20 protein-coding genes and 4 riboswitches are annotated in these 23,350 nt (G+C 42.2%); of the genes, 17 read left to right on the top strand and 3 right to left on the bottom strand.

The window, feature by feature from the left end; all coding sequences use genetic code 11:
• The first annotated feature begins 2 nt into the window (after window positions 1-2).
• From AC1ECB_RS11940 to AC1ECB_RS11900, 9 genes are all read left to right on the top strand, one after another.
• Window positions 3-662 (top strand): cytochrome c biogenesis protein, encoded by a 660-nt coding sequence (locus tag AC1ECB_RS11940; RefSeq protein WP_485668896.1) that lies wholly within the window; start codon window positions 3-5, stop codon window positions 660-662.
• The gene (locus AC1ECB_RS11935) at window positions 659-1,030 is read left to right on the top strand and encodes a cytochrome c maturation protein CcmE domain-containing protein (protein ID WP_021170963.1); all 372 of its coding nucleotides are present in this window, start codon (window positions 659-661) and stop codon (window positions 1,028-1,030) included. Before AC1ECB_RS11940 ends, AC1ECB_RS11935 begins: the two co-directional genes overlap by 4 nt.
• A gap of 66 nt (window positions 1,031-1,096) precedes the next feature.
• Window positions 1,097-1,214: riboswitch (molybdenum cofactor riboswitch) on the top strand.
• A 116-nt stretch (window positions 1,215-1,330) separates the two neighbouring features.
• A riboswitch (molybdenum cofactor riboswitch) is annotated at window positions 1,331-1,450 on the top strand.
• Window positions 1,451-1,587: 137 nt separating this feature from the next.
• A riboswitch (molybdenum cofactor riboswitch) is annotated at window positions 1,588-1,707 on the top strand.
• Window positions 1,708-1,846: 139 nt separating this feature from the next.
• Window positions 1,847-1,954: an energy transducer TonB gene (locus AC1ECB_RS11930; RefSeq protein ID WP_485668895.1), complete on the top strand. Its 108-nt coding sequence runs from the start codon at window positions 1,847-1,849 to the stop codon at window positions 1,952-1,954.
• Window positions 1,955-2,101: 147 nt separating this feature from the next.
• Complete coding sequence (locus tag AC1ECB_RS11925; protein WP_485668894.1) at window positions 2,102-4,090, top strand: TonB-dependent receptor plug domain-containing protein; 1,989 nt, start codon at window positions 2,102-2,104, stop codon at window positions 4,088-4,090.
• A 17-nt stretch (window positions 4,091-4,107) separates the two neighbouring features.
• Window positions 4,108-5,316 carry an Ig-like domain-containing protein gene (locus tag AC1ECB_RS11920; RefSeq protein WP_485668893.1) on the top strand — a complete coding sequence of 403 codons (1,209 nt, stop codon included), beginning with the start codon at window positions 4,108-4,110 and terminating at the stop codon, window positions 5,314-5,316.
• A complete protein-coding gene (locus AC1ECB_RS11915; protein ID WP_485668892.1) occupies window positions 5,313-6,437 on the top strand; it encodes a GEGP motif-containing diheme protein in 1,125 nt (374 codons plus the stop codon). Before AC1ECB_RS11920 ends, AC1ECB_RS11915 begins: the two co-directional genes overlap by 4 nt.
• 150 nt (window positions 6,438-6,587) lie before the next feature.
• Complete coding sequence (locus AC1ECB_RS11910; protein ID WP_485668891.1) at window positions 6,588-7,796, top strand: tungsten cofactor oxidoreductase radical SAM maturase; 1,209 nt, start codon at window positions 6,588-6,590, stop codon at window positions 7,794-7,796.
• Between the two features lie 147 nt (window positions 7,797-7,943).
• The gene (locus tag AC1ECB_RS11905; protein WP_485668890.1) at window positions 7,944-9,101 is read left to right on the top strand and encodes a cysteine desulfurase family protein; all 1,158 of its coding nucleotides are present in this window, start codon (window positions 7,944-7,946) and stop codon (window positions 9,099-9,101) included.
• A 584-nt stretch (window positions 9,102-9,685) separates the two neighbouring features.
• A complete protein-coding gene (locus tag AC1ECB_RS11900; RefSeq protein ID WP_485668889.1) occupies window positions 9,686-9,889 on the top strand; it encodes a TOBE domain-containing protein in 204 nt (67 codons plus the stop codon).
• A 134-nt stretch (window positions 9,890-10,023) separates the two neighbouring features.
• Here AC1ECB_RS11900 and AC1ECB_RS11895 read toward each other — a convergent pair whose 3' ends face one another.
• Window positions 10,024-11,238 carry a molybdopterin molybdotransferase MoeA gene (locus AC1ECB_RS11895; protein ID WP_485668888.1) on the bottom strand — a complete coding sequence of 405 codons (1,215 nt, stop codon included), beginning with the start codon at window positions 11,236-11,238 and terminating at the stop codon, window positions 10,024-10,026.
• A 326-nt stretch (window positions 11,239-11,564) separates the two neighbouring features.
• A riboswitch (molybdenum cofactor riboswitch) is annotated at window positions 11,565-11,672 on the top strand.
• 159 nt (window positions 11,673-11,831) lie between these two features.
• Here AC1ECB_RS11895 and AC1ECB_RS11890 point away from each other — a divergent pair.
• Entirely contained in the window at window positions 11,832-13,559 is a 1,728-nt protein-coding gene (locus AC1ECB_RS11890; protein WP_485668887.1) for an aldehyde ferredoxin oxidoreductase family protein, read from the top strand.
• A gap of 210 nt (window positions 13,560-13,769) precedes the next feature.
• Window positions 13,770-15,776: a sigma-54-dependent Fis family transcriptional regulator gene (locus AC1ECB_RS11885; protein ID WP_485668886.1), complete on the top strand. Its 2,007-nt coding sequence runs from the start codon at window positions 13,770-13,772 to the stop codon at window positions 15,774-15,776.
• 69 nt (window positions 15,777-15,845) lie between these two features.
• Here the strand turns inward: AC1ECB_RS11885 and AC1ECB_RS11880 are convergent, their stop codons facing one another.
• Window positions 15,846-16,781 carry a substrate-binding domain-containing protein gene (locus AC1ECB_RS11880; RefSeq protein ID WP_485668885.1) on the bottom strand — a complete coding sequence of 312 codons (936 nt, stop codon included), beginning with the start codon at window positions 16,779-16,781 and terminating at the stop codon, window positions 15,846-15,848.
• A gap of 255 nt (window positions 16,782-17,036) precedes the next feature.
• On the opposite strand from AC1ECB_RS11880, the gene AC1ECB_RS11875 reads away from it, so the two are divergent.
• From AC1ECB_RS11875 to AC1ECB_RS11860, 4 genes are all read left to right on the top strand, one after another.
• Entirely contained in the window at window positions 17,037-17,315 is a 279-nt protein-coding gene (locus AC1ECB_RS11875; RefSeq protein ID WP_485668884.1) for a hypothetical protein, read from the top strand.
• 47 nt (window positions 17,316-17,362) lie between these two features.
• Window positions 17,363-18,193: an amino acid kinase family protein gene (locus AC1ECB_RS11870; RefSeq protein WP_485668883.1), complete on the top strand. Its 831-nt coding sequence runs from the start codon at window positions 17,363-17,365 to the stop codon at window positions 18,191-18,193.
• Between the two features lie 250 nt (window positions 18,194-18,443).
• A complete protein-coding gene (locus AC1ECB_RS11865; RefSeq protein WP_021170950.1) occupies window positions 18,444-19,148 on the top strand; it encodes an ABC transporter permease in 705 nt (234 codons plus the stop codon).
• Window positions 19,145-20,218 (top strand): ABC transporter ATP-binding protein, encoded by a 1,074-nt coding sequence (locus AC1ECB_RS11860; RefSeq protein ID WP_485668882.1) that lies wholly within the window; start codon window positions 19,145-19,147, stop codon window positions 20,216-20,218. The genes AC1ECB_RS11865 and AC1ECB_RS11860 overlap by 4 nt, the downstream gene beginning before the upstream one ends.
• A gap of 179 nt (window positions 20,219-20,397) precedes the next feature.
• Here the strand turns inward: AC1ECB_RS11860 and AC1ECB_RS11855 are convergent, their stop codons facing one another.
• The gene (locus tag AC1ECB_RS11855; protein ID WP_485668881.1) at window positions 20,398-20,571 is read right to left on the bottom strand and encodes a hypothetical protein; all 174 of its coding nucleotides are present in this window, start codon (window positions 20,569-20,571) and stop codon (window positions 20,398-20,400) included.
• 271 nt (window positions 20,572-20,842) lie between these two features.
• Here AC1ECB_RS11855 and AC1ECB_RS11850 point away from each other — a divergent pair, with 271 nt between their 5' ends.
• Together AC1ECB_RS11850 and AC1ECB_RS11845 are read left to right on the top strand one after the other, a co-directional pair.
• Window positions 20,843-22,405 (top strand): ClC family H(+)/Cl(-) exchange transporter, encoded by a 1,563-nt coding sequence (locus tag AC1ECB_RS11850; RefSeq protein ID WP_485668880.1) that lies wholly within the window; start codon window positions 20,843-20,845, stop codon window positions 22,403-22,405.
• 151 nt (window positions 22,406-22,556) lie between these two features.
• Complete coding sequence (locus AC1ECB_RS11845) at window positions 22,557-23,288, top strand: DUF2161 family putative PD-(D/E)XK-type phosphodiesterase (protein ID WP_485668879.1); 732 nt, start codon at window positions 22,557-22,559, stop codon at window positions 23,286-23,288.
• The last annotated feature ends 62 nt before the right edge of the window (window positions 23,289-23,350 follow it).

Here is a 23,350-nt window from a genome sequence, read left to right as displayed (position 1 = left end):
GTATGAATCTTAGAATAGTTGCATCATTAATTGCGGTATGGATAGCTGGAGTGCTGTTTGCAGTGTTTTGCCTGGTGCCGCCTGCCGCGGGACTGGGTTACCTTGTTCGGATTGCCTTTTTTCACATTCCGGTTGCCTGGGTATCGGTGCTGGCTTTTTTGGTGTCAGCCATAGCAGCTGGGCAGTATCTCAGAACCAGGCAGCGTAAGTATGATTGCTTGAGTGCCTGTTCGGCTCGGTTGGGTCTCGGCTTTTGCCTCTTGGCGACAGTTAGCGGTGCAGTTTTTGCCAAGCTGACCTGGGGAGCATATTGGAATTGGGACCCTCGGCAGACGACCGTGTTTATTTTGCTATTAATTTACGGTGCTTATCTGGCACTCAGAACAGCCATTGAAGAGACGGAGCGACGGGCGACGGTGAGTGCTGTGTATGCGCTGTTATCCTTTTTGTCTGTGCCCTTTCTGGTGTTTATTATCCCTCGCATGTACTTTTCACTACACCCAGAGCCTGTGCTCAACGGCACCGGCAAGGTGGCTATGGAGCCGATCATGCTGTATGTGCTGCTGGCTGCTGTGGGCGGGGCCACGGCTCTTTACTGTTTACTCTTAACCCGGAGTGTTGTCAGAACAACTGCGCGGCCAGGAAAGGGGCTATCAATATGAAAAAGTACCGTCTGGTTTGTCTGGCAGTCATTGCCGGGTTTATCACCTATAGTGTTTTTGTATTTCAAAGCTCAGTTACGCCTTATGTCACCTTTGCTCAGGCCAAGAGCGCCAAGAGCACCGTTCAGGTAAAGGGAATACTGGCCTCAGCTAAAGTAATGCAGGCTGAAGATGGAAGATACACTCAGTTTATGCTGCGTGATGATGCTGGTGAAGAAGCTGCAGTGGTGTATCGTGGCGTCAAACCTGATGGTTTAGAGCAAGCGACCGGCATAGTGGCAATTGGTAAATATACTAATGGACAATTCCAGGCAGACAAGTTGCTGGTGAAATGCCCGTCAAAATACCAAGGGAGTGTGAATCAATGATTAACTCTCAAAAATATGTATGAAAAAAAGGATTATTTGGTTTTATGTAGAATAATGTCCTTAAATTAATAGGAGATTCTTCAAGCCGGTAGATCTAAAACTCATGTCATGGTTTATTGGCCGTTAGGGTATATTGGGAAACTTGTATATCTGCCATTGCGCAATGAAGAACACCGCTAACAAGGTTCAGCGTTGCGCATTTATTTGTGTAATGTTGGATCTTAATTTTTTTTCGACGTACAGTTATTTATACAACGTACTAAAGGCATGCTTTAATTTGTTAACAATTTCACTATAATTAAATATGAGATTCTTCGAAGCTTGCAGATCTAAAACTGATGTCATGATCTGCTGGCCGTTAGGGTATACCAGGAAACAGGTATATCTGCCATTGCGCAAAGAAGAACATTGCTAATAAAGCAGTTTAGCGTTGCGCAAAGAAGAATACTAAAATAAGGTTCAGCGCTGCGCATTGATTTGTGTAAGGTTGAACTCTATTTTTTCGTCAAATAAAAGTTAATTGTATAGTAATGCATTAAAGATTTAACCCCATAATTAAATATGAGATTCTTCAAAGCTTGCAGGTCTAAAACTGATGTCATGACCTGTTGGCCGTTAGGGTATACCAGGAAACAGGTATATCTGCCATTGCGCAAAGAAGAACATCGCTAGTAAAGCAGTTTAGCGTTGCGCAAAGAAGAATACTGAAATAAGGTTCAGAGCTGTGCAGTGATTTGTGTAATGCTGAACTTTATTTTTTTGTCAAATGAATTCATTTTATCAAGGCTGAAACATCGGGAATTCAGGTGGAAAGTATTGCGGGTATTGGTTTCAGAGCAGGGTGTAGTAGGGGATGTTCAGGTTATTGCCAGTTCAGGTTATAGCCAGTTGGATCTGGCTGTAGTTACCAACATGCGTAGTTAGCAGGTTTACTCGGCGTTTAAGGAGGGCAGGCTTGTGGGTGGCAATTCCTGTTACGTTTAATTTGCAGTAGTGTCTTGACGGTGTGGACTAAGGGGGTGAACAATACCGTGGTCGTAATCATCAAAAATTCAAGGAGGAATTTTCGCAATGCACAAGAAAATGATTGGTTATCTAGCAATCCTTAATTGTTGTTTATTATCAGTGCCTGGCTTGACTTTTGCAACTGAAAGCGTGCCGGAGGAGTCTTTTACCTTAGACGAGGTGATAGTTACAGCAATTCCTTTAGAAAAATATCTGGTCACCACTAGCGTTATAACTGACAAGGATATTGAGGCTAAAGGAGCCCGGAATCTGGCAGACGCTTTGGAGGATGTTCCAGGCGTGAATTTGCACCGGGGGAAGAAAAATAACAATACACTGGATATCCGTGGGAGTGCTCTATCCTATACGAAAATATATATTGATGGTGTTTTAGTAGATCCGCTTTCTAAATTAAGTGGTGGAGCTGCGGACCTAGATATGTTCCCAGTGAGTAATATTGCCAAAATTGAGGTTATCAAAGGCCCTGCGCCTGTATCTTATGGGACAGATGCCATCGGAGGAATGGTTTTAATTACCACCAAAAACGGTAAGAACTATGAGGGCGGTAAAGTTTCCGTCGTCGGTGGGTCCAATGGCACGCTAAATGGCTCTGTTTCATACGGTGGAGGCGACGATAAGTTTAATTATTATATTAATGGCGGCTCCGAGCATACTGACGGCTATATAAGCAATGCGGATAGAAAGAGTACATATTTTAATACTAAACTGAACTGGAAATTTGAAAATGATGCATCGTTAACTTTTACAGGGGGATATTCTGATACTGATAAAGGCTGTTTAGCCCCTCTTGACCCTGCTAATGGTAAGCCTATAAGTTATAATACTGGCTTTTGGGCTGGATTAAATAATACAGAATTTAGAGACTGGGAAAAAAGTAACTTGTCTTTGCAATATGCACAGCAGGTTAATAGTAAACTGGATTATAATGTTAAAGTTTATCGGTTTACTGAGAAAAACGGCCTTTGGGCTAATGGGGCCGATCATGATCCGGCAGTGACGACAATCAAGGGTTATAGTACAAGCCGATGGAATGCAAGCTATTGGGATAGCACCTTAAATGGCGTGGAATTACAAGGTAACTATAAGTTAAACGATCTACATACTTTAACTTTTGGAACACTATACAATGATATCGACTGGAAAAAATCTAATTCTGATTTATCTGATCCGTACAATTATTCTTGGGATTCTTACAATAACAAACGCTATGGTTACTACGTGCAAGATAATTTTCTTCCCAACGAGAGAACTACCATTACTCTTGGCGTCAGGCGTGATGAAAATGAAGTAACCGATACTGCCACTATCAAGGATTCAGCCACTAATCCTACTATCAATGTGGTCTACCGGCTGGATAACAATAATACACTGCGGACTTCCTTTGGCAAAACCTGCAGTTTCCCTACGGTAGAGCAACTTTACGGTAAGAATCAAAATCCTGATCTAAAACCAGAAAAAGCTAAAAATTATGAAGTGGGGTTAAAACATCAATTTGATAAGAGTTTAACAGGCGACATTGCCATCTTTAAAAATGATATCCAGGATATGATTTTTTTGGCGAGTAAAAGTGTTCCTTACAATAATGTTAGCTATGCCAAAATAAAAGGTCTGGAGATCGAACTAAACAAGCAGTTTACTAATCGCTTAGACGGCTTTATCAATTATACCTATCTAGATACAACTGGTATTAAGAATGACGGAACAACTAGTATGCTTAAATATACTCCTCACAATATGATTAATTATGGAGTAACTTATCAGGCTGATAAGGGCTATAAGTTCAGACTTACTGGGCATTTTTCCAGTGAAAGAGCGACCTGGGATGATGGTACTGGGCATACCGCGACAGTTAAATCAACATATCCTACTCTATCCAGCTATCATATTATGGATTTGCAAATCAAGCGTCAGATTAACGAGAAACAGGATTGGTATATTACAGTAGCCAACATCTTTGATAAAGAATACCAGGATGAACTATTCTATCCGGCGGCGGGCAGAACCGTGATGGTGGGTGCTGATTACAAATTTTAAAGGAGGGACATTTTACCATGAATCTTATTAGGCAACAGGTTTTAATCATAGTGTTTGCAGCCTTTATTATGCTGGTCAGTGTCACTGCCAGTACTTTTGCCAGTGATTTATCTTCGGTAACGGTTTCGGCTTCATCACTGGTGCCTGGCCTGGAAGCGCGTTATACAATAAAATTTCACGTTGATACGGAATTGGACTTATCCAAAGGTAGCAGGTTGACTGTTTCGTTTTCTCCTGGGTTTACTATTAAGCAGAAGGATATTCAGGCTGCAGACCCGGGCTGTACTTTGGCTAGGCTGGAGTACAAAAATCCGGGGGAGCGGTTTTATGCGGTTGCATATGGTGCAACCAGTGTCAAAAAGGTAAAAGACGGTATACAATGCAGCTTTATCCCTCAGCCAGAGCAACTAGTCATACCTGCCAATACCGATCTTTATTTGACTGTTCCCGGTATTATCAACCCTTCATCGGTAGGACAAAATGGACTGAAGATAGTTATACATGATGCTCAGGGAACCGATTATTACGGTGCTGGTGTATTCAGCTTGGGTTTGCCGCCGGTTACGGTTCCAGCAAATTTGCGGCTTGTGGAGGATTCAGCGTATAAGGTACAACTGGCTTGGGAGCCTGTTCCTGAAGCTAAGCGCTATCGAGTGGTTTTTGCCACCCAACCTGACGGACAGTTTATTAACGCCCTGGATATAAGCAAGGAGCCTTCCCCTGGTGAAGAATGGCAGCTTACAGAAACGGCACATAGCTTTAGTGGTCGTGGCAACGGAGGGCTTACTCCCGGTCAGACGTATTATTTCAAAGTCCAGGCAGGCAATGAATTTGGATTTGGCCCTGCTTCGCCTGCCTTGGCAGTAAAGTTACCAGATATTAAACTAGTAACAAGTTACCCGCGAGATAAGGAACCCGGGATTGCTGTCTTGCCGTCGGGAAATCGTTTAACGGCGACTGTTGACCATCCAGTTAAGATTATCAATGAGCAAGCGATCCGAATTTATGAAAAATCATCTGGCGTACGGGTCAGGCAAGTCGGTATTACCGTAGAGGAAGCCAAGGGCAATATAGTAAACATAAATGCCAATCTTCGTCCAGGAACAGAGTACTTGGTGGCTTTTTATGAGGGCGCGCTGGCAAGTCAAGGGAACCCTTTTATCTGCAATCAAACGTTCGGTTGGACATTTACCACTGCAGTGGCAAGTAAGGGAGGAAAATTATGAAAAAGTACTATTGTTCACCCTTATTAGTAGTATTGGTTGTGGTGTTGGTATTGATCGTTTTTCCAGTAATGGCGGCCTATAAAGCTCACCATAATGATGGCGATACCGGTAATTTTTTGCAAGCCTATCCGGCAGCCAAAGACACTAAATTGGATAATTGCTATCTTTGTCATACTGGCGGGCAGTCTAAGGACAAGTACCTTGATACCTGTGATTATTGTCATGCCACATATGGCTATAAAGCGCCTCATCCGGAAGGGAGAATTCAAAAGACGCTTAATCCGTTTGGTGCAGCCTACCTTGCTGCTGGGCGCAGTGCTGCGGCGTTCGCTGCTATTGCAGAACTTGACTCTGATCGAGACGGTTTCAGCAATGAGCAGGAAATTAACCGCGGGTATTTGCCGGGCGATGTTAGTGACAATCCGACGGTAAAACAAGCAGCGGCAGTTATTTATACTAAGGAAAGGCTTATGCATTTACCAAGGACTAGCCAGTTTATGGCTGTTGACACAGCGAAATCTGGTGACTATTTTGCCACCTATACTGGGGTGCAGGTTTGGGAATTACTCAAGGATGCTGGCATTTTGGCAAATGCTACTGATATAACGGTATATTCTGCGGACGGCTATAGTCGAAATTATACAATCACTGAAATACGGCAGAGTTTTCCGCAAAGCAGGTTTATTTCCAGATATCCTTGGATAAAGTATCCCGAAACCACTACTTATCTGGATGGACAACAAATTAAAGGCGAGCTTCGATATTTATTAGCATATGAACGTGACGGCTATCCGCTGCTGGAAGGCCGGGCGAAGACTAGTGGGGATGGCGGCAAGGTTTTTATTAATGGTGAAGGCCCATACCGTTTTATTGCGCCATCTACCATACCAGTGGTTCCGGACCGGTCGGAATGGAGTATTGACCGTGATGACCCGCCATACCCGTACAATCCAGAAAGGCCGATTCTAAAGAATGCGGATTATTGTGGTAAAACCGTAGTTGCCATCCAGGTTAACACTGCAAATAAAAAATTATTTCAGTACGACTGGGATGGAAAAGCTTGGCAAATGGTTGAAAAAGGGGAATTAGTTGTCTACGGAGCTATTCAGCCACACCCATAATACGGTTTATGTATAGACCGTACAAAAGGTATTAGCCACAAAGGCACGAAGATCACAAAGGACCAGTAATAAACCTTTGTCCTCTTTGTGTCTTCGTGGTTCATTAGTTTATCCATAAATGGACCCAGTATCTCATTTAGGGAGGGAAAAATGGAAAAAGCAGTTAAAAAGACAATAAACCAAGTTTTGCCGGTAGGTCAAAAGGTTCAGATTGCTAAGGATGGTTGTGTAAGATTACCCGTTTCTTTGGATGCGAATCAAGAAGCACTATTTATTCGTACTGATAGTGGATATCAGTTAATTACCCTGGTACAGGATGCGAAAAGAGTATATATTGAGGTTACTACCAAATGCAATTTTGCCTGTATAACATGTATTCGTAGTTCATGGCAGGATGAATTGACGCATATGGAATGGAGCACCTTTGAGAAAATTTTAAATAGCTTAAAAGAATTGCCTGAACTGGAGTCGGTTCATTTTGGCGGGTTTGGTGAACCTTTGATGCATCCCAGGATTTTTGATATGCTAAAGGCGGTCAAGGAACTTGGTTTGAATGTGGAAATGATCACCAATGGTTCCTTTCTACAGGAAGAAGTCATTCAAAAACTAATAGGCCTTCAGATAGATGTTTTGTTTACCTCTCTCGATAGCCCCAATGAGGAAGAATATAATGAAATCCGGCAAGGGGCTAACTTTCAGAGCGTTTATGACAATATAGTAAATTTACAGGCTATGAAGCGGGAACGGGGGACTAAAAAACCGGAACTTGGAATTGAGTTTGTTGCCATGAAGAAGAACTTTGATCAGTTGCCCAAGTTAATCCGGATGGCATGGGATTTAAAAGCCAGCCAGGTTATCGTAACCAATTTGCTGCCCTATCATGAATCCATGAAGGATGAAATTGTCTACGATACTGATGACACTGGCGCGATGTTTGGTTGTCACTCTTATGAATCCTTGCTAACTTCTCTTAAGGCTAATATGGCCAATATGAAATTAAGAACAGAACGAAATTGTAAGTTTGTACAGGACAAGTCTTTATGTATTAACCATAAGGGAAACGTTAGTCCTTGTTACCCACTAATGCATACTTATCAGTGTTATGTATATGGTAGACAAAAACTAATGTACCCGTGTTATTTAGGAAATGTCAATGAAAAAACATTGCGGGAAATATGGATGGATTCCGGTTATGTTAATTTTAGGCAGACTGTTAATGATTATCGCTTTCCTTCTTGTACGGATTGCAAAATGCTTGACGGGTGTAATTATACGGATAGTAATGAAATGGATTGCTGGGCCAATAGCCCGTCGTGCGCCGAATGCCTTTGGGCCAGAAGAATTATAGCTTGTCCATAATAGCTTTCTATTAAAAAAGAATTTGGCAACATAGGTGGATATGATACAATTGACATTGGGAAAACTGTAGCTGAAACTTAATCGATTGATACACAATAGCAGCACTAAAGTAGGCTAGGAAATAGTGAAAAAAACGGAGGAAGGAAAGTGCCAGAGATATATTTGGACAATAGCGCAACCACTAGACCATATCCGGAGGTAACGGAAAAGGTCGTGAACATGCTAACAGAAGTATACGGAAATCCGTCGTCATTACATCGGCTAGGGGTGAAAAGTAAGTTTGAAATTGAGAAAGCCCGCCAAAGTGTTGCTGACGCACTTGATGTAACGCCTGAAGAAATTTATTTTACTTCTGGCGGCACAGAGTCCGATAACCTCGCCATAATTGGTGCTTGTTTAGCCAATTCCAATCGTGGCAAACGAATAGTAACCACTGAAGCTGAGCATGCGGCCGTAACTAAAACGATACGGGACCTGAAAAAACAGGGCTGGGAAGTGGAGTATGTTTCAGCACCTGGAGGTAAGCTGGATATGGAAGCTATGGAAAGGTCCATTAATGAACAAACCGTACTGGTAAGTGCCATGATGGTTAACAATGAAATAGGTTCTATTTTTCCCATAAATGAAATAAAAACAATAATTAAGCGAAAACATTCCCCGGCGTTGCTGCACTGTGATGCTGTACAGGGGTTTGGGAAAATACCCTTTACCGCAGCTGGCATTGGCGCCGATCTTATCAGTATCAGTGCGCATAAGATACATGGGGTTAAGGGTTCTGGCGCGCTTTATGTGAAAAAGGGTGTAAATATGTATACTACTATGTTCGGTGGCGGACAGGAACGCGGACTGCGCTCAGGGACGGAAAGTTCTCCGCTTATCGCCGCTTTCGGTGAAGCGGTACGGATAACTTTTGCTAATTTGCCCAAGGATATAATGCATATGACCAGGCTTCGGGATTATTGCGTCCAGGCCATAACTGATAAAATACCGAGTGCGGTTATAAATTCGAATAACCAGGGAGCACCCCATATCGTAAATTTTTCTTTGCCGGGGGTAAAAAATGAAACGGTCGTATATTATCTTGACAGTAAGGGTATTTATATTTCCAGCGGGGCAGCATGTAAGTCAAATCATACCCGAGGCCCTTCAGTGTTGGAATCACTTGGATTAAGCCGCGCTTTGGCTGACAGTGCACTACGGATCAGCTTTTCGCCTATGAATAGAAAAAGCGATATTGATGTACTCATTGAAGCCCTTGTCGAGTACTGCAGCATACCCGGTTCGGAGAGTCATATCATTAAATAATGCGAAAAGGTCACTCTCCTGCGCCTTCGTTAGCTTCATTTTCCACAACTGTCCAAAAACTATATTTCCCTCTGTCAGCTGGTGTTCAAAACTAACATTCCACTGACCATCCAACAGATGGTCAGTGCTGCAGTTCATTTCTATTCAGTAGAGATATGAACTGCAGCATGTTGAAGTATAAATGAATTTCAGTAAAGTTTCATATAGTGAATGTAAGAACCAAAAAGAGAGCTACCTAATTTGCTAGCTCTCTTTTTGGTTTATTCGTAGAAAACTTTTGCATTTTTGTTAGTTTATGCTAAAGATAGTTGGTACCAATATATCCCAGAAAAGTAACTTTACGTCCATGCTAACAACTCCCACCGACAATAGCTAACACAGCCATTATTTCAAAGTAGTAAATGACATAGATAATTGGTTTAATTAATCGAAATGCGGAGATATATTGAGATATATCATAATATTATTTAAATTTAGTTGAATATGATAGAATTTAGATATTTTTATTGATTTTTGCCAAATAATATGTTATTTTATTTATAGGAAGAGCTTCCAAAATTTAAAAATGAGGAGTGTTGTTTACAATGAAAATCAGCGGAAGAAACAAATTAGAAGCTACTATTAAAGAGGTTGTTAAAGGAACTGTTATGGCTAAAATCGTTATGGATTATAAAGGTACCGAACTGGTAGCCGCCATTACGATAGATTCTGTTGAAGACTTGAACCTCGTTCCTGGAGATAAAGTTACGGCTTTGGTAAAAGCTACTGAAATGATGGTGCTTAAGTAAGGATAGGGGCGAGACAAGCCGCCTCTGTCTTTAAAAATATGAGATGCAAGATGTTAGAACCCCCCCATTACTTGCTGGGCAAGTAATGGGGGGGTTCCATATATAACTAGTAACAAGAAGTGTTTTAAACCCGGCTAAGCATTGACCAGCAAAATAACCTCGACTTCGCTTCCGCTCGGCAACGGAGGACTATTTTCCGGAATTACAATAAGCGAGTTGGCAACCATCGCCGATTTCAGCATACCATTACTCTGCAGGCGTAAAGGTTCGGCTAAAATACCATTATCTTTTTGCCAGCACTGCGACCAAACAAAACGTTTTGCCCCTGTACTTTTATTAAACGGAGAGGCTAATACCGCTCTTACCCGTGGCCGCCACCATGTCTTATGACCGCACATCTTCATCAATATTGGCCTAACTAACTGTTCGAATGAAATAGCCGCTGCTGCCGGATTCCCAGATAATCCAAGATAAAGCTTGCCATTTTTTATACCAGCCAGCATCGACATTCCCGGTTTAATGCTTACTCTGTCAAACAATAAGGTAATTCCGAGTCTATCATACACTTCGCCAATTAGATCGTGATCACCTACCGAGGCTCCGCCTGTCGTAATTACAACATCACAGGTAGACGCATTCTCTAGCATTAGAGCTATTTCATCTACATTATCTAACACATTGCCCAGAAGGATAGTTTTTGCCCCGGCATCCGCAACTTGAGCACTAAGCATGTAACTATTGGAATTACGGATTTTTCCAGGAGTCAACTGATAATTTACAGGGATAATTTCACTGCCGGTAGCAATAATCGCGACCAGCGGCTTACGAAAAACACATACCTGCGCTTTTCCCAATACCGCCAGCATGCCGATTACTCCTGCATTTATTGCCGTACCGGCAGATATTACCTCTTCATCGGCTGAAATCTCTTCACCCTGGAAACAAATGTTTTTTTCTGCCCCATGACCATCCAAAACAATGATCTTATCACCATCTGCAATTGTGTCTTCAATACGTACAACTCCAGTAGCTCCAGGAGGCAGAGGGGCTCCAGTCATAATCCGGCAAGCCATTCCCGATGTAATAGTATGATGTGGAATATCCCCCGCGGGGACATAATCTACTTGACGTAAAATTACCGGTTTGCCAGGTACAGCCCCCTCAACATCTTTGGCTACGATCGCATAACCGTCCAAAGGAGACCTGTCAAATGGCGGAAAATCCATATTAGATACTATGGTTTCAGCTAATACCCTCCGCCAGCTTTCGCTTAACTCTATTATCTCTGTTGGCATAATTTGAACTAGATTTAACAACTTTTCCTGAGCCACTTCTAACTTTTCGGTCATTTTCCACCCTCCAGTAGTATAGTTATATTATACATTAGCTAGTTACATACAAAAAGGAAGCCCGTGTTAACGGACTTCCTTTGCGTAATGGCTGGTGTGAGAATTCCTTCTCACGCCCTGTTTACTATCGCCGATCTGGCGATAGTAACTCGGAACTCTTGATAGGATATATTCTCTTCGTAGCAACTAAATTCCTGCAAAAAGTATTATTCGGCAGGTATAATTATATTCAAGAGATGGGACAATTAAAAATAATTTATAAAATGTAAAAATTTCCTTAAAAAATTTTTTTTTTGCAGGAATCTTAAAGTATAGAAGCAAATATATATTATTAAGAGTTCCGAGTTACTATTTCCAGCCAGGAGATAGTAAACAGGGTGCAAAAAGGAATTTTTGTGCCTGCCATTATGCAAAGGAAGTCCGTATTACGGGCTTCCTTTTTGCTGTTTATGTGTTTATTTCTTATTCTGGTGAATACCCTTTGAAGAAATAGTAAAGAAAAGAGGTTCTAAAAAAGATTTACTAAAATATTTCACTAAAATATTTTTAGCACCTCTTTTTTTATAAAATCATAATTATTAAGGAGGGTTTTTATGAGTAAATTTATCCGTGTCGACATGGCAACGAAAAATGTTGCTACCAGCGAGGTTCCTGAAAAGTACGTCGGCATAGCAGGCCGGGCGCTTACTTCCAACTTCGTCGCCGACGAAGTGAAACCAACTTGTCATCCACTGGGGAAATACAACAAATTAATTTTTGCACCCGGCTACCTTACCGGTACCAACGCTGCTAATTCCGGTCGGCTTTCCTGTGGCGCTAAGAGCCCGTTAACCGGTGGTATCAAAGAAAGTAACACCGGCGGTACTTTTGGTCAAAAAATGGCCAAAATGGGCATTAAGGCACTTGTATTTGATGGAATTCCGGAAGAAGATAAGTATTTCATCGTCAAAGTTACTATGAACGATGTGACCATTGAAGACGCTCCCGCTGAGATCATTGGCATGGGTAACTACGAAGCCATTAAAGTTCTGCAGGCAAAATACGGCGCTAAAGCCGGTGTGGCTATCATTGGTCCAGCCGGTGAAATGAAGCTTATGGCAGCCAACATTTCCTTTGCTGATCCTGAAAGCAATATCCGCAGCGCTGGTCGCGGCGGCCTGGGCGCTGTCATGGGTTCCAAGAAGATAAAAGCCGTTGTTATTGATGATACTGGCGCTCCTGGTGTTCCCATTGTTAATCGCGAGGATTTCAAGAGTGCTGCCAAGCGATTTGCCAAAGCCCTTACAACTCACCCGGTCACCAGTCAGGGTATAACCAAATACGGTACCAATATTCTGGTCAACATTCTGAACGAAGCCGGCGGTCTGCCTACTGAAAACTTCCGCCGTGGCCGGAACGAATGGGCCAATGACATCGGTGGCGAAACTATGACTGCAACCATGGAAGCCCGCGGCGGTAAGCCTAGCCACGGCTGCCATCCCGGTTGCATCATGCGTTGCTCTCAGCACTATGTTGACAAACAAGGCAAATATATTACCAGCGGGTTTGAGTATGAAACTATTTGGGCTCTTGGCGCCAACGCCAAGATTAATGATCTTGACCTCATTGCCTATGCCGACCGTGAATGCGATGATGTTGGTGTAGATTCCATTGATATCACTGTTGCCATTGGTGTTTATATGGAAGGCGGTGTCATTCCCTGGGGCGATGGCAAGGCTGCCCTGGATTTGATTAAAGAAATTCGCAAAGGCACTCCCCAAGGCCGGATCCTCGGCTGTGGTGCAGCAACCGTAGGACGCGTCTATGGCGTTTCCAGGGTTCCTATCGTCAAAGGCCAGGCAATTCCTGCGTACGACCCGCGTGCGGTTAAGGGTGTAGGCTTGACCTACGCTACCACTCCGATGGGCGCTGACCACACTTCCGGTTATGCGGTTGCTACCAATATTCTCAAGATCGGCGGCGATGTCGACCCACTGAAAAAAGAGGGTAATATCGAACTGTCCCGCAACCTGCAAATTGCCACTGCCGCTGTTGACAGCACTGGTATGTGCCTGTTTGTTGCTTTCGCTATCCTGGACATCCCCGATGGTTTCCAGGCGTTGATTGATATGATTAATGCCCAGTACGGTCTGTCTCTTACTGCAGACGATGTTACTGATCTCGGCAAATCTGTTCTTAAGGCTGAGCGCGGCTTCAACCACAGGGCCGGCTTCACTAATGCCGATGACCGTTTGCCGGAGTTCTTCGAGGAAGAATGTGCACCACATAACACTACCTGGGACTTCACAGACGAAGAAATCGACGAAGTATTTAATTTCTAGGCACGTAAAGCCGGGCTTAAGCCCGGCTTTTTGGCTAAGTGAACTCGTTTCAGCTTAGTTGAAACATTGGGATTCAGGTGGAGAGTCTACTCCACCTGAATTAACGCCGCTTATCGCTGGTGATATCGTACTTCCAGTTGGTGTATTGATGATTATTGCACCAGTTTATTGCGCATAAAGTGAATGGCTAACAAGAAAGGAGTGGTTTGTATGACGATTGCTGCTTTGCCTATGATGGACCCTGTTTACGTGGAATGGGAAAAATTTTTACAAACAGGTAATCCATATACGTGCAAAGCTCGTCAACGGATTATTGAGTCGTGGGACAGATGCTATCATGGGAGAGTAGATCCTTATGATGATCAAATTCACCACCAGTTAGATGCTTTGGACCTGCATAAGGTTTTGAAAGAAAAAGAAAAACTTATTCAGATAGCAAAACCATTTATGGCTATGCTTTATGAATTTTTTAAAGGATCCGGTTTTATAATTGCATTAACTGACGAAAATGGCTGTATTCTTGAAATGTTATGCGACGAAGATAATAGGCAAAATCCAATGAGTAGATGCTTTTATCCTGGTGTTAGTTGGCGGGAAGAAGATGTAGGGACTAATGCCATTGGAACAGTGATCAAGTTGGGAGAACCACTTCAGGTATCAGGTGCGGAGCATTATTGTAAAAAAATTCATTCTTTTTCCTGCTCGGCAGCGTCGATTTATGATTCAAATGGCCGGATTATTGGTGTTTTAGATATATCTCACGCGTCTCATACGTCCCATTTGCATACACTCGAAATGGTAGCAGTTATTGCTGAAGCTATTACTGCGCAGTTAAGCATTTGGCAAAAAAATTGTGAATTGGTTTTGCTTAATAAAAGAGTGACCAATTTTTTAAATAACATTTCCGATGGCGTGCTGTTAGTTGATAACAATGAGGTTGTAATCGAAATAAATCCTGCAGGTAAGGCTATGCTTGGAAAATCGGAACAACATATTTTAGGAATAGAACTTAAGCGCTTATTTGACAGTAGATCAGGGGAGAGGCTAACTGCTAGTAAAAGTTATCATAATGTCGAGATAACAGTGGATATCCAGGGGGGCGTATGTCAGTGTGTAGCATCTCGGGAGCCGATAATTAATGAGCAAAACGTGGTAACTGGCGGCATTATTTTCCTTAAATCGCTCAAGCAAGTGAAAAATACGGTTAATCGTTTTATTGGCAACTCTGCCCCGTTACAGTTCAACGATGTTGTTGGGAAAAGTGTTCAAATCTATGAAGCTATCCATGTTGCTACGCGGGCTGCGACTACTACATCAAATATTTTGCTGACTGGTGAAAGTGGTACAGGTAAAGAAATATTTGCCCAAGCCATTCACAATCGAAGTGCTCAGCATAATGGACCATTTGTGGCTGTCAATTGCGGGGCCATTCCACGGGAGCTGATTGGCAGTGAGCTATTTGGCTATGATGAAGGGGCTTTTACAGGTGCAAAACGGGGCGGTAAACCAGGAAAGTTCGAACTAGCTTTTGGTGGAACTCTTTTTTTGGATGAAATCGGGGACATGCCGCTCGAACAGCAAATCGCCTTACTAAGAGTGATACAAGAAAGAAAAGTAACGCGAATTGGCAGCGATAAGATGATCCCGATTAACATTCGTTTAATTTGTGCAACCAATAAAAATCTGCTGGAAGAAGTAGAAAAAGGAGCCTTTCGGCTTGATCTTTATTATAGATTAAATGTGTTGTCGATCATTATTCCGCCGTTGCGGGAGCGTTGTGAAGATATACAACCGCTTTTTGAACATTTTCTAGAAAAGTTGAGCCGCGAACAGGGTCGCAAATATTCTGTGGAATTCGAAGTCATTGCTTGTTTAAACAGATATCACTGGCCAGGTAATGTTCGAGAACTACAAAACGTGATCGAACACGCGGCCTGTTTAGCTGAAAATGGAGTTATTACCGTAGGGCATTTACCTGAAGTGTTTTATGCACCATCTTCGCTTAGGAAACAAGCAGTTTCACAACCAAATGATACTATTTTTAGCAGGGAACAGCGGAAGAAGATAGCGGGATTTACAGAGAAAGATAAGATAATTAGTAAGCTTGATGCATTTGCCGGCAATGTTAGTCGAGTAGCAAAAGAATTAGGGATATCTCGAAAAACTTTATATAATAAGATGCGATTGTATGCTATTGCCAATTACCAAAAGCGTTAATTGCCTGGTTTTGCAGGAATTGACGCTTTTGGTATTTTTTGTTTTGTGGTCATACTGGAAAATCCAGTTTCAAATTTCGGCGATGATGTCGCCCATCTTTGAAATATCATAACCATCTATACCGGCGACCTCTTGTTGAAATGTTTTGGACCGTAAAATTGAAATAATTTCTTGAAAGTGAGATTTTTCTAAATCTTGCCTTAAGAGCACAAGGTCATATCGCTCTTTCTGTAGCGGAACAAAATCGACATTCTTTACGTGCATAGCCGCCTGCTCCGTTCCTAGCCCCGCGTCAGCATCGCCCCTTGCTACGCTGCTCGCAACAGCCAGGTCGCTCATTTCTTCTTTTTCATATCCAACGATGTGGCAAGGGTCAATATCTAACTGACACAATTTTTCATCAAGTAGCACTCGTGCTCCTGACCCGCGTTCACGATTGATAAGTCGGACATTTGGTTTGGTAAGATCTGACCATTCCATAATTTCCTTTGGATTACCAGGTGCAACGTAGAAACCTTCCATCCGATAAACCAAATTAATAATAATTGGCCGTTGACCAGGTAGAAAGCGTCGTACATAGGGGATGTTATATTCGTCGCTATCGCCATCCCAAAGGTGAGCCGCAGCTATGTTGGCTGTTCCGTTGTATAGAGCCATTAACCCCTCCATACTTCCCGCATAATGCCTCAGGAAACGTACATTTTGAACCCGATACTCTAAATGCCGTGTCAGGATATCAAGCACTCCTTCCTGGCCGCAAAGAATGAGTTCGTTTCTACTATCAAATGAACTTTCTGACTGAGGCCTAGTAAATACTGGCCCAATGAGCTTTTTTTCCTGAAACTTTTTCTTATAGTTCTCAAGAGCGGCACTATCGATACGCATGTTCCGGCCAATCCGGTAGGCAACCAAATCGCCGCGCTTAATCATTTCGTAAACCGTATATCGAGTAACTTTTAGTATTTTAGCAATTTCATCCGGAGTATATGAAACTTCATCCGCCATTATTCTCCACCTCTCGGCAATAGCATATCGTATTTTGTTTTGTAAGACAACCCCATATTGGTTGCGTCAATGCTATGTATAATAAAATCAATATTTTGTTTGTTTGTTTCTGTTAGTTTGTTATTTGGATATCATTAAACAAAAACAAACTAGAATAAAATAAAATACGAAAAATGTTGAAACTTGTCATAGAATTTGCTAAAATATAGATAATAAACAACATAGTGTTGTTTAATTGCAGAGGAGTTGATAGTAATGGGAACCGGTAAAATATTTATTCGTGAAAGAAGAAAAGTAGGCGAAAGGGATAAGAAGCCCCGTTTTGTTATTGTTGCCATATCAGATATTGACCTCAAAGTTAAGGTTATGCATGTTCGCAAGCAGGAAATCGAGGAAATTGCTAGCCAACTTGGAGCAGAAATTATTTACCTAAAACCAGTCAAAGATGATGAAGATGACGATGATCATGGACACGAAGGTTGCGGACGCGATGGCCACAGACGCGATGGCCACAGACGTGATGGTCACAATTAAGTACTAGTTATGATTTAGCCGATACTAACAAAAAAGTAGGTATATATATGGCTCTTATTCGTGAGAGGGATAGTAAGAAATTACACATCAAAAGCAAGTTGATGGGCGAATCGCTTGTCAGTAAGTCGTTTCTCCAAAGCCTGGAAGAAAAAGAACCGTTCAAGGTGTATCCAAATGCGACTGTTCTTAAGCTTGGCGGTCAAAGTATTACAGATTACGGTTCAAAGGCGCTGACTCCCATACTTAAGGAAATTGTAGCTAACGCTCAGGAACATAAGATGCTTATTTCTACCGGTGGTGGTACGCGCTCTAGACACGTCTATGCGATTGCTATGGATATGGGGCTGCCAACCGGGATTATTGCTAAGCTGGGGCAAAGCGTGTCTGAACAAAATGCTTTAATGATCAGTACTTTGTTGGGTCCTTATAATGGAATAAAAATTAGTCAAGATGACATCCCTAAATTGGGACTGTATTTTTCCCAGGGTTGCATCCCGGTAATCCACGGCATGCCTCCATACGGATATTTTGAGCAACTTCCTGCCAAGGGGCTATTGCCTCCCAATAGGACGGATGTCGGCGCATATCTTCTATCAGAAGTTCTCGGGACAAAGCAGTGCATTTTTGTCAAAGACGAGGACGGTCTCTACACGGACAACCCGAAGGTTAATTCTGATGTAAAGTTCATTCCTAAGGTTGGGGTTCAAGAATTACTGGAAATGGATCTGGACGATTTGATCGTTGAGCGGGGCGTCTTGGAAATGATGAAAAACGCCCGCAATGTAAAGCAAATTCAGATCATTAACGGTCTTAAGGAAGGAAATATTACCAAGGCTCTAAATGGTGAGCACGTTGGGACGATTATCTTTAAAGACTAAACCAAATTTGATCGCAGAAAACGGCTTTCTTCCTGAATCAAGGAATGGAGGACTGCTGCTGCAAGAAGGGCAAGCCAACGAGGATATTCCAGTTAGCAATAGCTGGGGTATCCTTTTGTAATATTAGAAAATATATTATTTTTAGGTGAGAGCCCGTATACCTTTAATTAAGAATTTGATAAAATAGTAACATAAAAAAACGGTTTATTTTGTTTTGTGCCTTGAGCTTGTGAAAGGAATGGTTATATATATGGATAGTATATTTTCAGGTCTGATCCAGGCGCTATATCTATTGGTAACTGGTGATGCTGAGGTCTATGAGGTTGCCCTTTTGACTATCAAAGTATCTGGTTGGGCAACTCTGATTAGTGTGGGGTTAGGAATCCCGGTGGGTCTATGGTTAGCGTTAAAAGACTTTCCGGGAAAAAGACTGTGCATTAGTTTTATCAATTTTGGGATGGGGCTGCCACCAGTGGTAGTAGGGTTAGTTGTTAGTTTGTTTTTATGGCGATATGGGCCATTGGGTATGCTAGGCCTGATGTATACGGTCTGGGCGATGATTATTGCTCAGGCTGTTATTGCCAGCCCTATTGTAGCTGGCTTAAGTTTTGCGGCGCTTAGTGGACTCAATCCTAAACTACGGCTTCAGTTACTCTCCCTGGGCGCTACTGAGTGGCAGGCTAATTGGTTATTAATTAAAGAGGCTAAAATGGGTTTACTAGCAGCAGTAATGGCCGGTTTTGGCGGCGTGATTTCAGAGGTAGGAGCATCAATGATGGTTGGTGGTAATATTAAAGGCGAGACAAGGGTGCTGACTACTGCCACAGTTATGGAAGTTAGCAAAGGTAATTATGACATGGCGCTGGCTTTTAGTTTTGTATTGTTGATTGTTGCCTATGCGATAGTCGCTTTGCTGACCTATATGCAAAATGATGGAAAGCGGGAAAGTGTATGAGGCAAACAGTGCTGAAATTAGCTGATATTAAAGTTTTTCGAAATAAGCGCCAGATATTAAATATTGAAGCATTGTCAATATCGGCAGGTGAGATTATTGCTGTAGTCGGGCCTAATGGTGCAGGCAAAAGTACACTATTGCAGTTGATTAATATGCATTTGTCCTCTAAAGTGGGGAAGATGTATTTATTCGGAGAAGATGTTGACAGAGCTGACAAACAGACGCTGCGCCGCCGTTGTTCGATGGTTTTTCAGGAGACAATGTTATTAGATGATACTGTATTTAATAATGTGGCATTGGCGCTAAAGTTTCGTGGTATGTCTCCAAGTATAATCAAAGAAAAAGTAAATGGGGCGTTAGAGGCTTTTCATTGTACTCACTTGGTTACAAGAAGAGCCCGGAATTTATCTGGAGGAGAGGCGCAGCGGGTTTGTTTGGCCCGCGCTCTGGTTTATGAACCTGAACTGTTGTTGTTAGATGAACCGTTTGCTGCTCTTGATTCGCCTACCCGCAATACCTTGCTGGCGGAACTAAGGCAGGTGGCTATAGAACGTGGCACTACAGTAATGTTAGTCAGTCATAATTTTAATGATGTACTGTATTTTGCTGCGCGGGCTTTGGTGTTGCAGGCAGGTTGTATCGTGCAGGATGATAAGCCGGAAGAAATCTTGCGCCGCCCGGTGAATAAGGCAATTGCCAGTTTGGTTGAAATGGACAATATCGTCCCCTGTCAGGTGGAACAACAGGCTGATGCCGTTTTTGTGAAACTGATTAACGGTGTGCGTTTTGCCTGGACGGGAGAGGTTGTTCCGGCGGCGACGGTCTGTTGTCTGCCAGGAGATTGTCTGTATGTTTGCGATGAACAGTTAGCCTATCAGCTTAATCCATGGGTAGTTATGGGAGGCGTTGTTTCGCAGATAGTGCCAGGGATTGGGATGTATCGCATTATGGTAGAGGCACAAGGGTTGCCTTTGACAGTTCGTGTTCAAAGAGAACAGGTTATTGGCAGATTATCAGTAGGGATGCATATTAAGGTTGCCTTTAATCCTGGGGAAGCGCAACTTGTATGAAGCTGAGGGACGTTGAGTAAGGTTTCAGTACAGATCACTTTCAACCAAATATTGAAAAACATGAAAAAACTGTAGGTAGCTGAAATAGGCTTACCCTAGGTTTTTTTTATGTTAGATAACAGGTACTTTACTTTTGTGTATCCTTGTATGAAAACAAGCGCCCAAGTTGGGCGCTATACTTATTTTGTTTTTTGGGTAAATTTTGCACTTGCCAGCTCAGAGGCTTTATCAATTTTTGCGTTGTACTGTTGCGTTACTGTGTCTGAATTTTGATAGCTTGCTCCTTCTAATGCTTTTGCTGCATTATCAGTAGCTTCATTCATCAGATTTGTGGCTGCTTTTTTATTCTGCATGTCATCACCTCCTAATATAAGTGTGCACTACTTTAAAATAAGTTATGTCAAAATCTAAGATCAGTAAAATATTGGCTAATTTGTGTAGTAGTCCATTAATTGAAAGAACAGGATCGACTGTCGCTGCTTTTTTAGAGAGAGGCAGTAGGGGCGAGAATGATGGCGGAAAAAAGGATGCAGAACCAATAAATGAATTTTTTGTTGAAATAGAGAATACATCAGCGTAAAATCAAACTAACCGACAAGTAATATCAAAAGGTGAGGAGAATTTATGCAAAAGCAAAATGTTAGTAATGTATATTTTTCGTTAATTTATTGGCGAGATTTTCGCTTAAAAGTTTTTTTGGAAGGAATTTTGATTGGACTGTTAGCTGGAGTAGTAGTGGTGCTGTTTCGTTATTTGTTAGAACAAGGTGAACTGTTTCGGACATTATTATATCAATTTTTTCAAGATGGCCATTTTTTCTTGCGGGGAGTTTGGTTTTTTGTTTTACTCGTTATTGCGTGTGTACTAGGCTGGATTGTCCAAAGAGAGCCTATGGCGGCCGGTAGCGGTATTCCGCAGGTTAAAGGGATTCTTTTGGGATTGATGAAAATGAATTGGCTGCAGGTACTAATTCATAAGCTAACTGGTGGAGTATTGGCAATTAGTGCCGGGCTTTCACTAGGACGCGAAGGCCCTTCGATTCAACTTGGCGCAGCGGTAGGGCAAGGTATTAGCCGAATGCTTGGCAGAACCAAGATGGAAGAACGTTATTTATTGACAAGTGGGGCCAGTGCGGGTCTTGCGGCAGCATTTAATGCGCCCTTGGCAGGCGTAATGTTTTCATTTGAGGAACTTCACAAGAATTTTTCATCCACGGTTTTAATGACAGCTGTTGCTGCTGCAGTGACTGCTGATGTGGTTACACAGCATTTTTTTGGTTGTAGTTCGGTATTTTTTTTTGCTGGACTGCCAGTGCTTCCAACCGGTTTTTATGGATGGGTTGTCTTATTAGGAATGATCATGGGGTTATTTGGTGTGTTGTTTAATTATTGCTTACTAAAAAGTATGGACTTATACGAAAAAACGGGGTTTTCTCTTGGAAAGAAGGCAATTTTACCGCTTTTGGCAGCAGGTATTTTAGGTTTTCTTTTACCTCAGGTGCTTGGCGGGGGCAATCAGCTTGTTAATACTTTATCCATAGATCAAATAGGCATGAACATGATTTTTATTTTATTGGCAGTAAAGTTCTTTTTTACCATGATTAGTTATGGTTCAGGCGTTCCCGGCGGTATTTTTTTACCGATGCTGGTGCTTGGTGCTTTGGCAGGTGATTTGTATGGGCAAGTGCTAGTTTCAATGGGATTTTTTCAAACTGGTTATAGCGGAAACTTTATTGTACTTGCGATGGCTGCGTATTTTTCGGCGATTGTCAAAGCACCTATTACAGGGAGTATTTTGATTATGGAAATGACAGGATCATTTGAGCATATGTTATCATTAATTGTGGTATCTATGACAGCTTATGTGGTAGCGGATATATGCAAAGGCAAACCTGTATATGAGACTCTGTTAAACCGCTCATTGTGTAAGCAAGGAATAGCTCCTTATGTGACGATGCAAAAACGAATGGTAGTCGAAACTGTGATTGCATCAGGTGCGGCAATAGAGAGAAAAGAAGTAAAAGATGTTAACTGGCCTGACAAAGCTCTATTAGTTAGTATAAAGCGCGGTGAGCAGGAACTGGTCCCTCATGGGGATATCCGCATGTTGGCTGGTGATTATTTATATGTGCTGGTGGCAGTAGATAAAGCAGATGAAATTCGATTGTTGGCGGGGAACAAAATGTAATTACTATAGCAATTGGTTGTTTCTATTGATAGCCTGATACAAAAATTATTCACAACATAGAGATACGCTGTTAAATAGAGAGTTTACATCATACATAATACATTATATTATAATGTTATGTATGATACTGTCAGGGGGTAATTCGAGGTGTATGATGAATAAAACTACAATAATCAGCCGGGAAGAGGATCTGTATATTCCGGTACGGGATTATCTTGTCAGGCAAGGCTATACAGTTAAAAGTGAAATTAGTTATTGCGATGTCACGGCAATCAATAATGCCGGTACTCTCCTGGTTATTGAAATGAAGCTGCGAGTCAACCTTGAAGTCATATTGCAGGCGGTGCAAAGACAACGTACTGCCGATATTGTATATATAGCGGTGCCCAAAAACAATAAAGCTTTATCGACCGTAAAATGGCGGAATATATGCCATTTATTGCGACGGCTTGAAATCGGCCTGCTACTGGTCACTAACGGCAAAACGCCGGTAGTTGTCGAAGAAGCCTTGGCGCCGGAACCTTTTAACAGAGAGCTTAGCAGGCGGTCAGCCAAGCGGAAAAGACAGCAATTACTGGATGAATTTGCCGCACGGCATGGAGATTTTAATACCGGCGGCAGTACCGGCAAAAAAATAGTAACTGCCTATAAGGAAATTGCCATTCATATTGCTGCATTACTGGTCAAACATGGTTCGCTAAGTGTGAAACAACTCAAAGAACTGGGAACTGACACTAACAAAACAGCCGGAATTCTGCAGAATAATTACTATCATTGGTTTCAACGGACCGCCCGCGGGGTATATTGTCTCACCGAAACTGGTTTTGCTGAACTGAACTCCTATCAAGAACTGGTAAATTACTACACCGGCATAACAATATAGACGGAAACGGGTTGGCTGTTTATCGATTCATAGATGTATGCTATTTATATGGTTTATGCAGC

The organism is Sporomusa sp. 246TCP1 (assembly GCF_057319775.1).
The sequence above is the reverse complement of the archived record's forward strand: the minus strand, read 5'-3'. Positions and strand labels throughout refer to the sequence as shown.

Bases quoted from the DNA above. Each gene is read 5' to 3' on its own strand.
- AC1ECB_RS11940 (WP_485668896.1), top strand. From the start codon at position 3: ATGAATCTTAGAATAGTTGCATCATTAATTGCGGTATGGATAGCTGGA.
- AC1ECB_RS11935 (WP_021170963.1), top strand. From the start codon at position 659: ATGAAAAAGTACCGTCTGGTTTGTCTGGCAGTCATTGCCGGGTTTATC.
- AC1ECB_RS11925 (WP_485668894.1), top strand. From the start codon at position 2,102: ATGCACAAGAAAATGATTGGTTATCTAGCAATCCTTAATTGTTGTTTA.
- AC1ECB_RS11920 (WP_485668893.1), top strand. From the start codon at position 4,108: ATGAATCTTATTAGGCAACAGGTTTTAATCATAGTGTTTGCAGCCTTT.
- AC1ECB_RS11915 (WP_485668892.1), top strand. From the start codon at position 5,313: ATGAAAAAGTACTATTGTTCACCCTTATTAGTAGTATTGGTTGTGGTG.
- AC1ECB_RS11910 (WP_485668891.1), top strand. From the start codon at position 6,588: ATGGAAAAAGCAGTTAAAAAGACAATAAACCAAGTTTTGCCGGTAGGT.
- AC1ECB_RS11900 (WP_485668889.1), top strand. From the start codon at position 9,686: ATGAAAATCAGCGGAAGAAACAAATTAGAAGCTACTATTAAAGAGGTT.
- AC1ECB_RS11895 (WP_485668888.1), bottom strand. From the start codon at position 11,238: ATGACCGAAAAGTTAGAAGTGGCTCAGGAAAAGTTGTTAAATCTAGTT.
- AC1ECB_RS11890 (WP_485668887.1), top strand. From the start codon at position 11,832: ATGAGTAAATTTATCCGTGTCGACATGGCAACGAAAAATGTTGCTACC.
- AC1ECB_RS11885 (WP_485668886.1), top strand. From the start codon at position 13,770: ATGACGATTGCTGCTTTGCCTATGATGGACCCTGTTTACGTGGAATGG.
- AC1ECB_RS11880 (WP_485668885.1), bottom strand. From the start codon at position 16,781: ATGGCGGATGAAGTTTCATATACTCCGGATGAAATTGCTAAAATACTA.
- AC1ECB_RS11875 (WP_485668884.1), top strand. From the start codon at position 17,037: ATGGGAACCGGTAAAATATTTATTCGTGAAAGAAGAAAAGTAGGCGAA.
- AC1ECB_RS11870 (WP_485668883.1), top strand. From the start codon at position 17,363: ATGGCTCTTATTCGTGAGAGGGATAGTAAGAAATTACACATCAAAAGC.
- AC1ECB_RS11865 (WP_021170950.1), top strand. From the start codon at position 18,444: ATGGATAGTATATTTTCAGGTCTGATCCAGGCGCTATATCTATTGGTA.
- AC1ECB_RS11860 (WP_485668882.1), top strand. From the start codon at position 19,145: ATGAGGCAAACAGTGCTGAAATTAGCTGATATTAAAGTTTTTCGAAAT.
- AC1ECB_RS11855 (WP_485668881.1), bottom strand. From the start codon at position 20,571: ATGCAGAATAAAAAAGCAGCCACAAATCTGATGAATGAAGCTACTGAT.
- AC1ECB_RS11850 (WP_485668880.1), top strand. From the start codon at position 20,843: ATGCAAAAGCAAAATGTTAGTAATGTATATTTTTCGTTAATTTATTGG.
- AC1ECB_RS11845 (WP_485668879.1), top strand. From the start codon at position 22,557: ATGATGAATAAAACTACAATAATCAGCCGGGAAGAGGATCTGTATATT.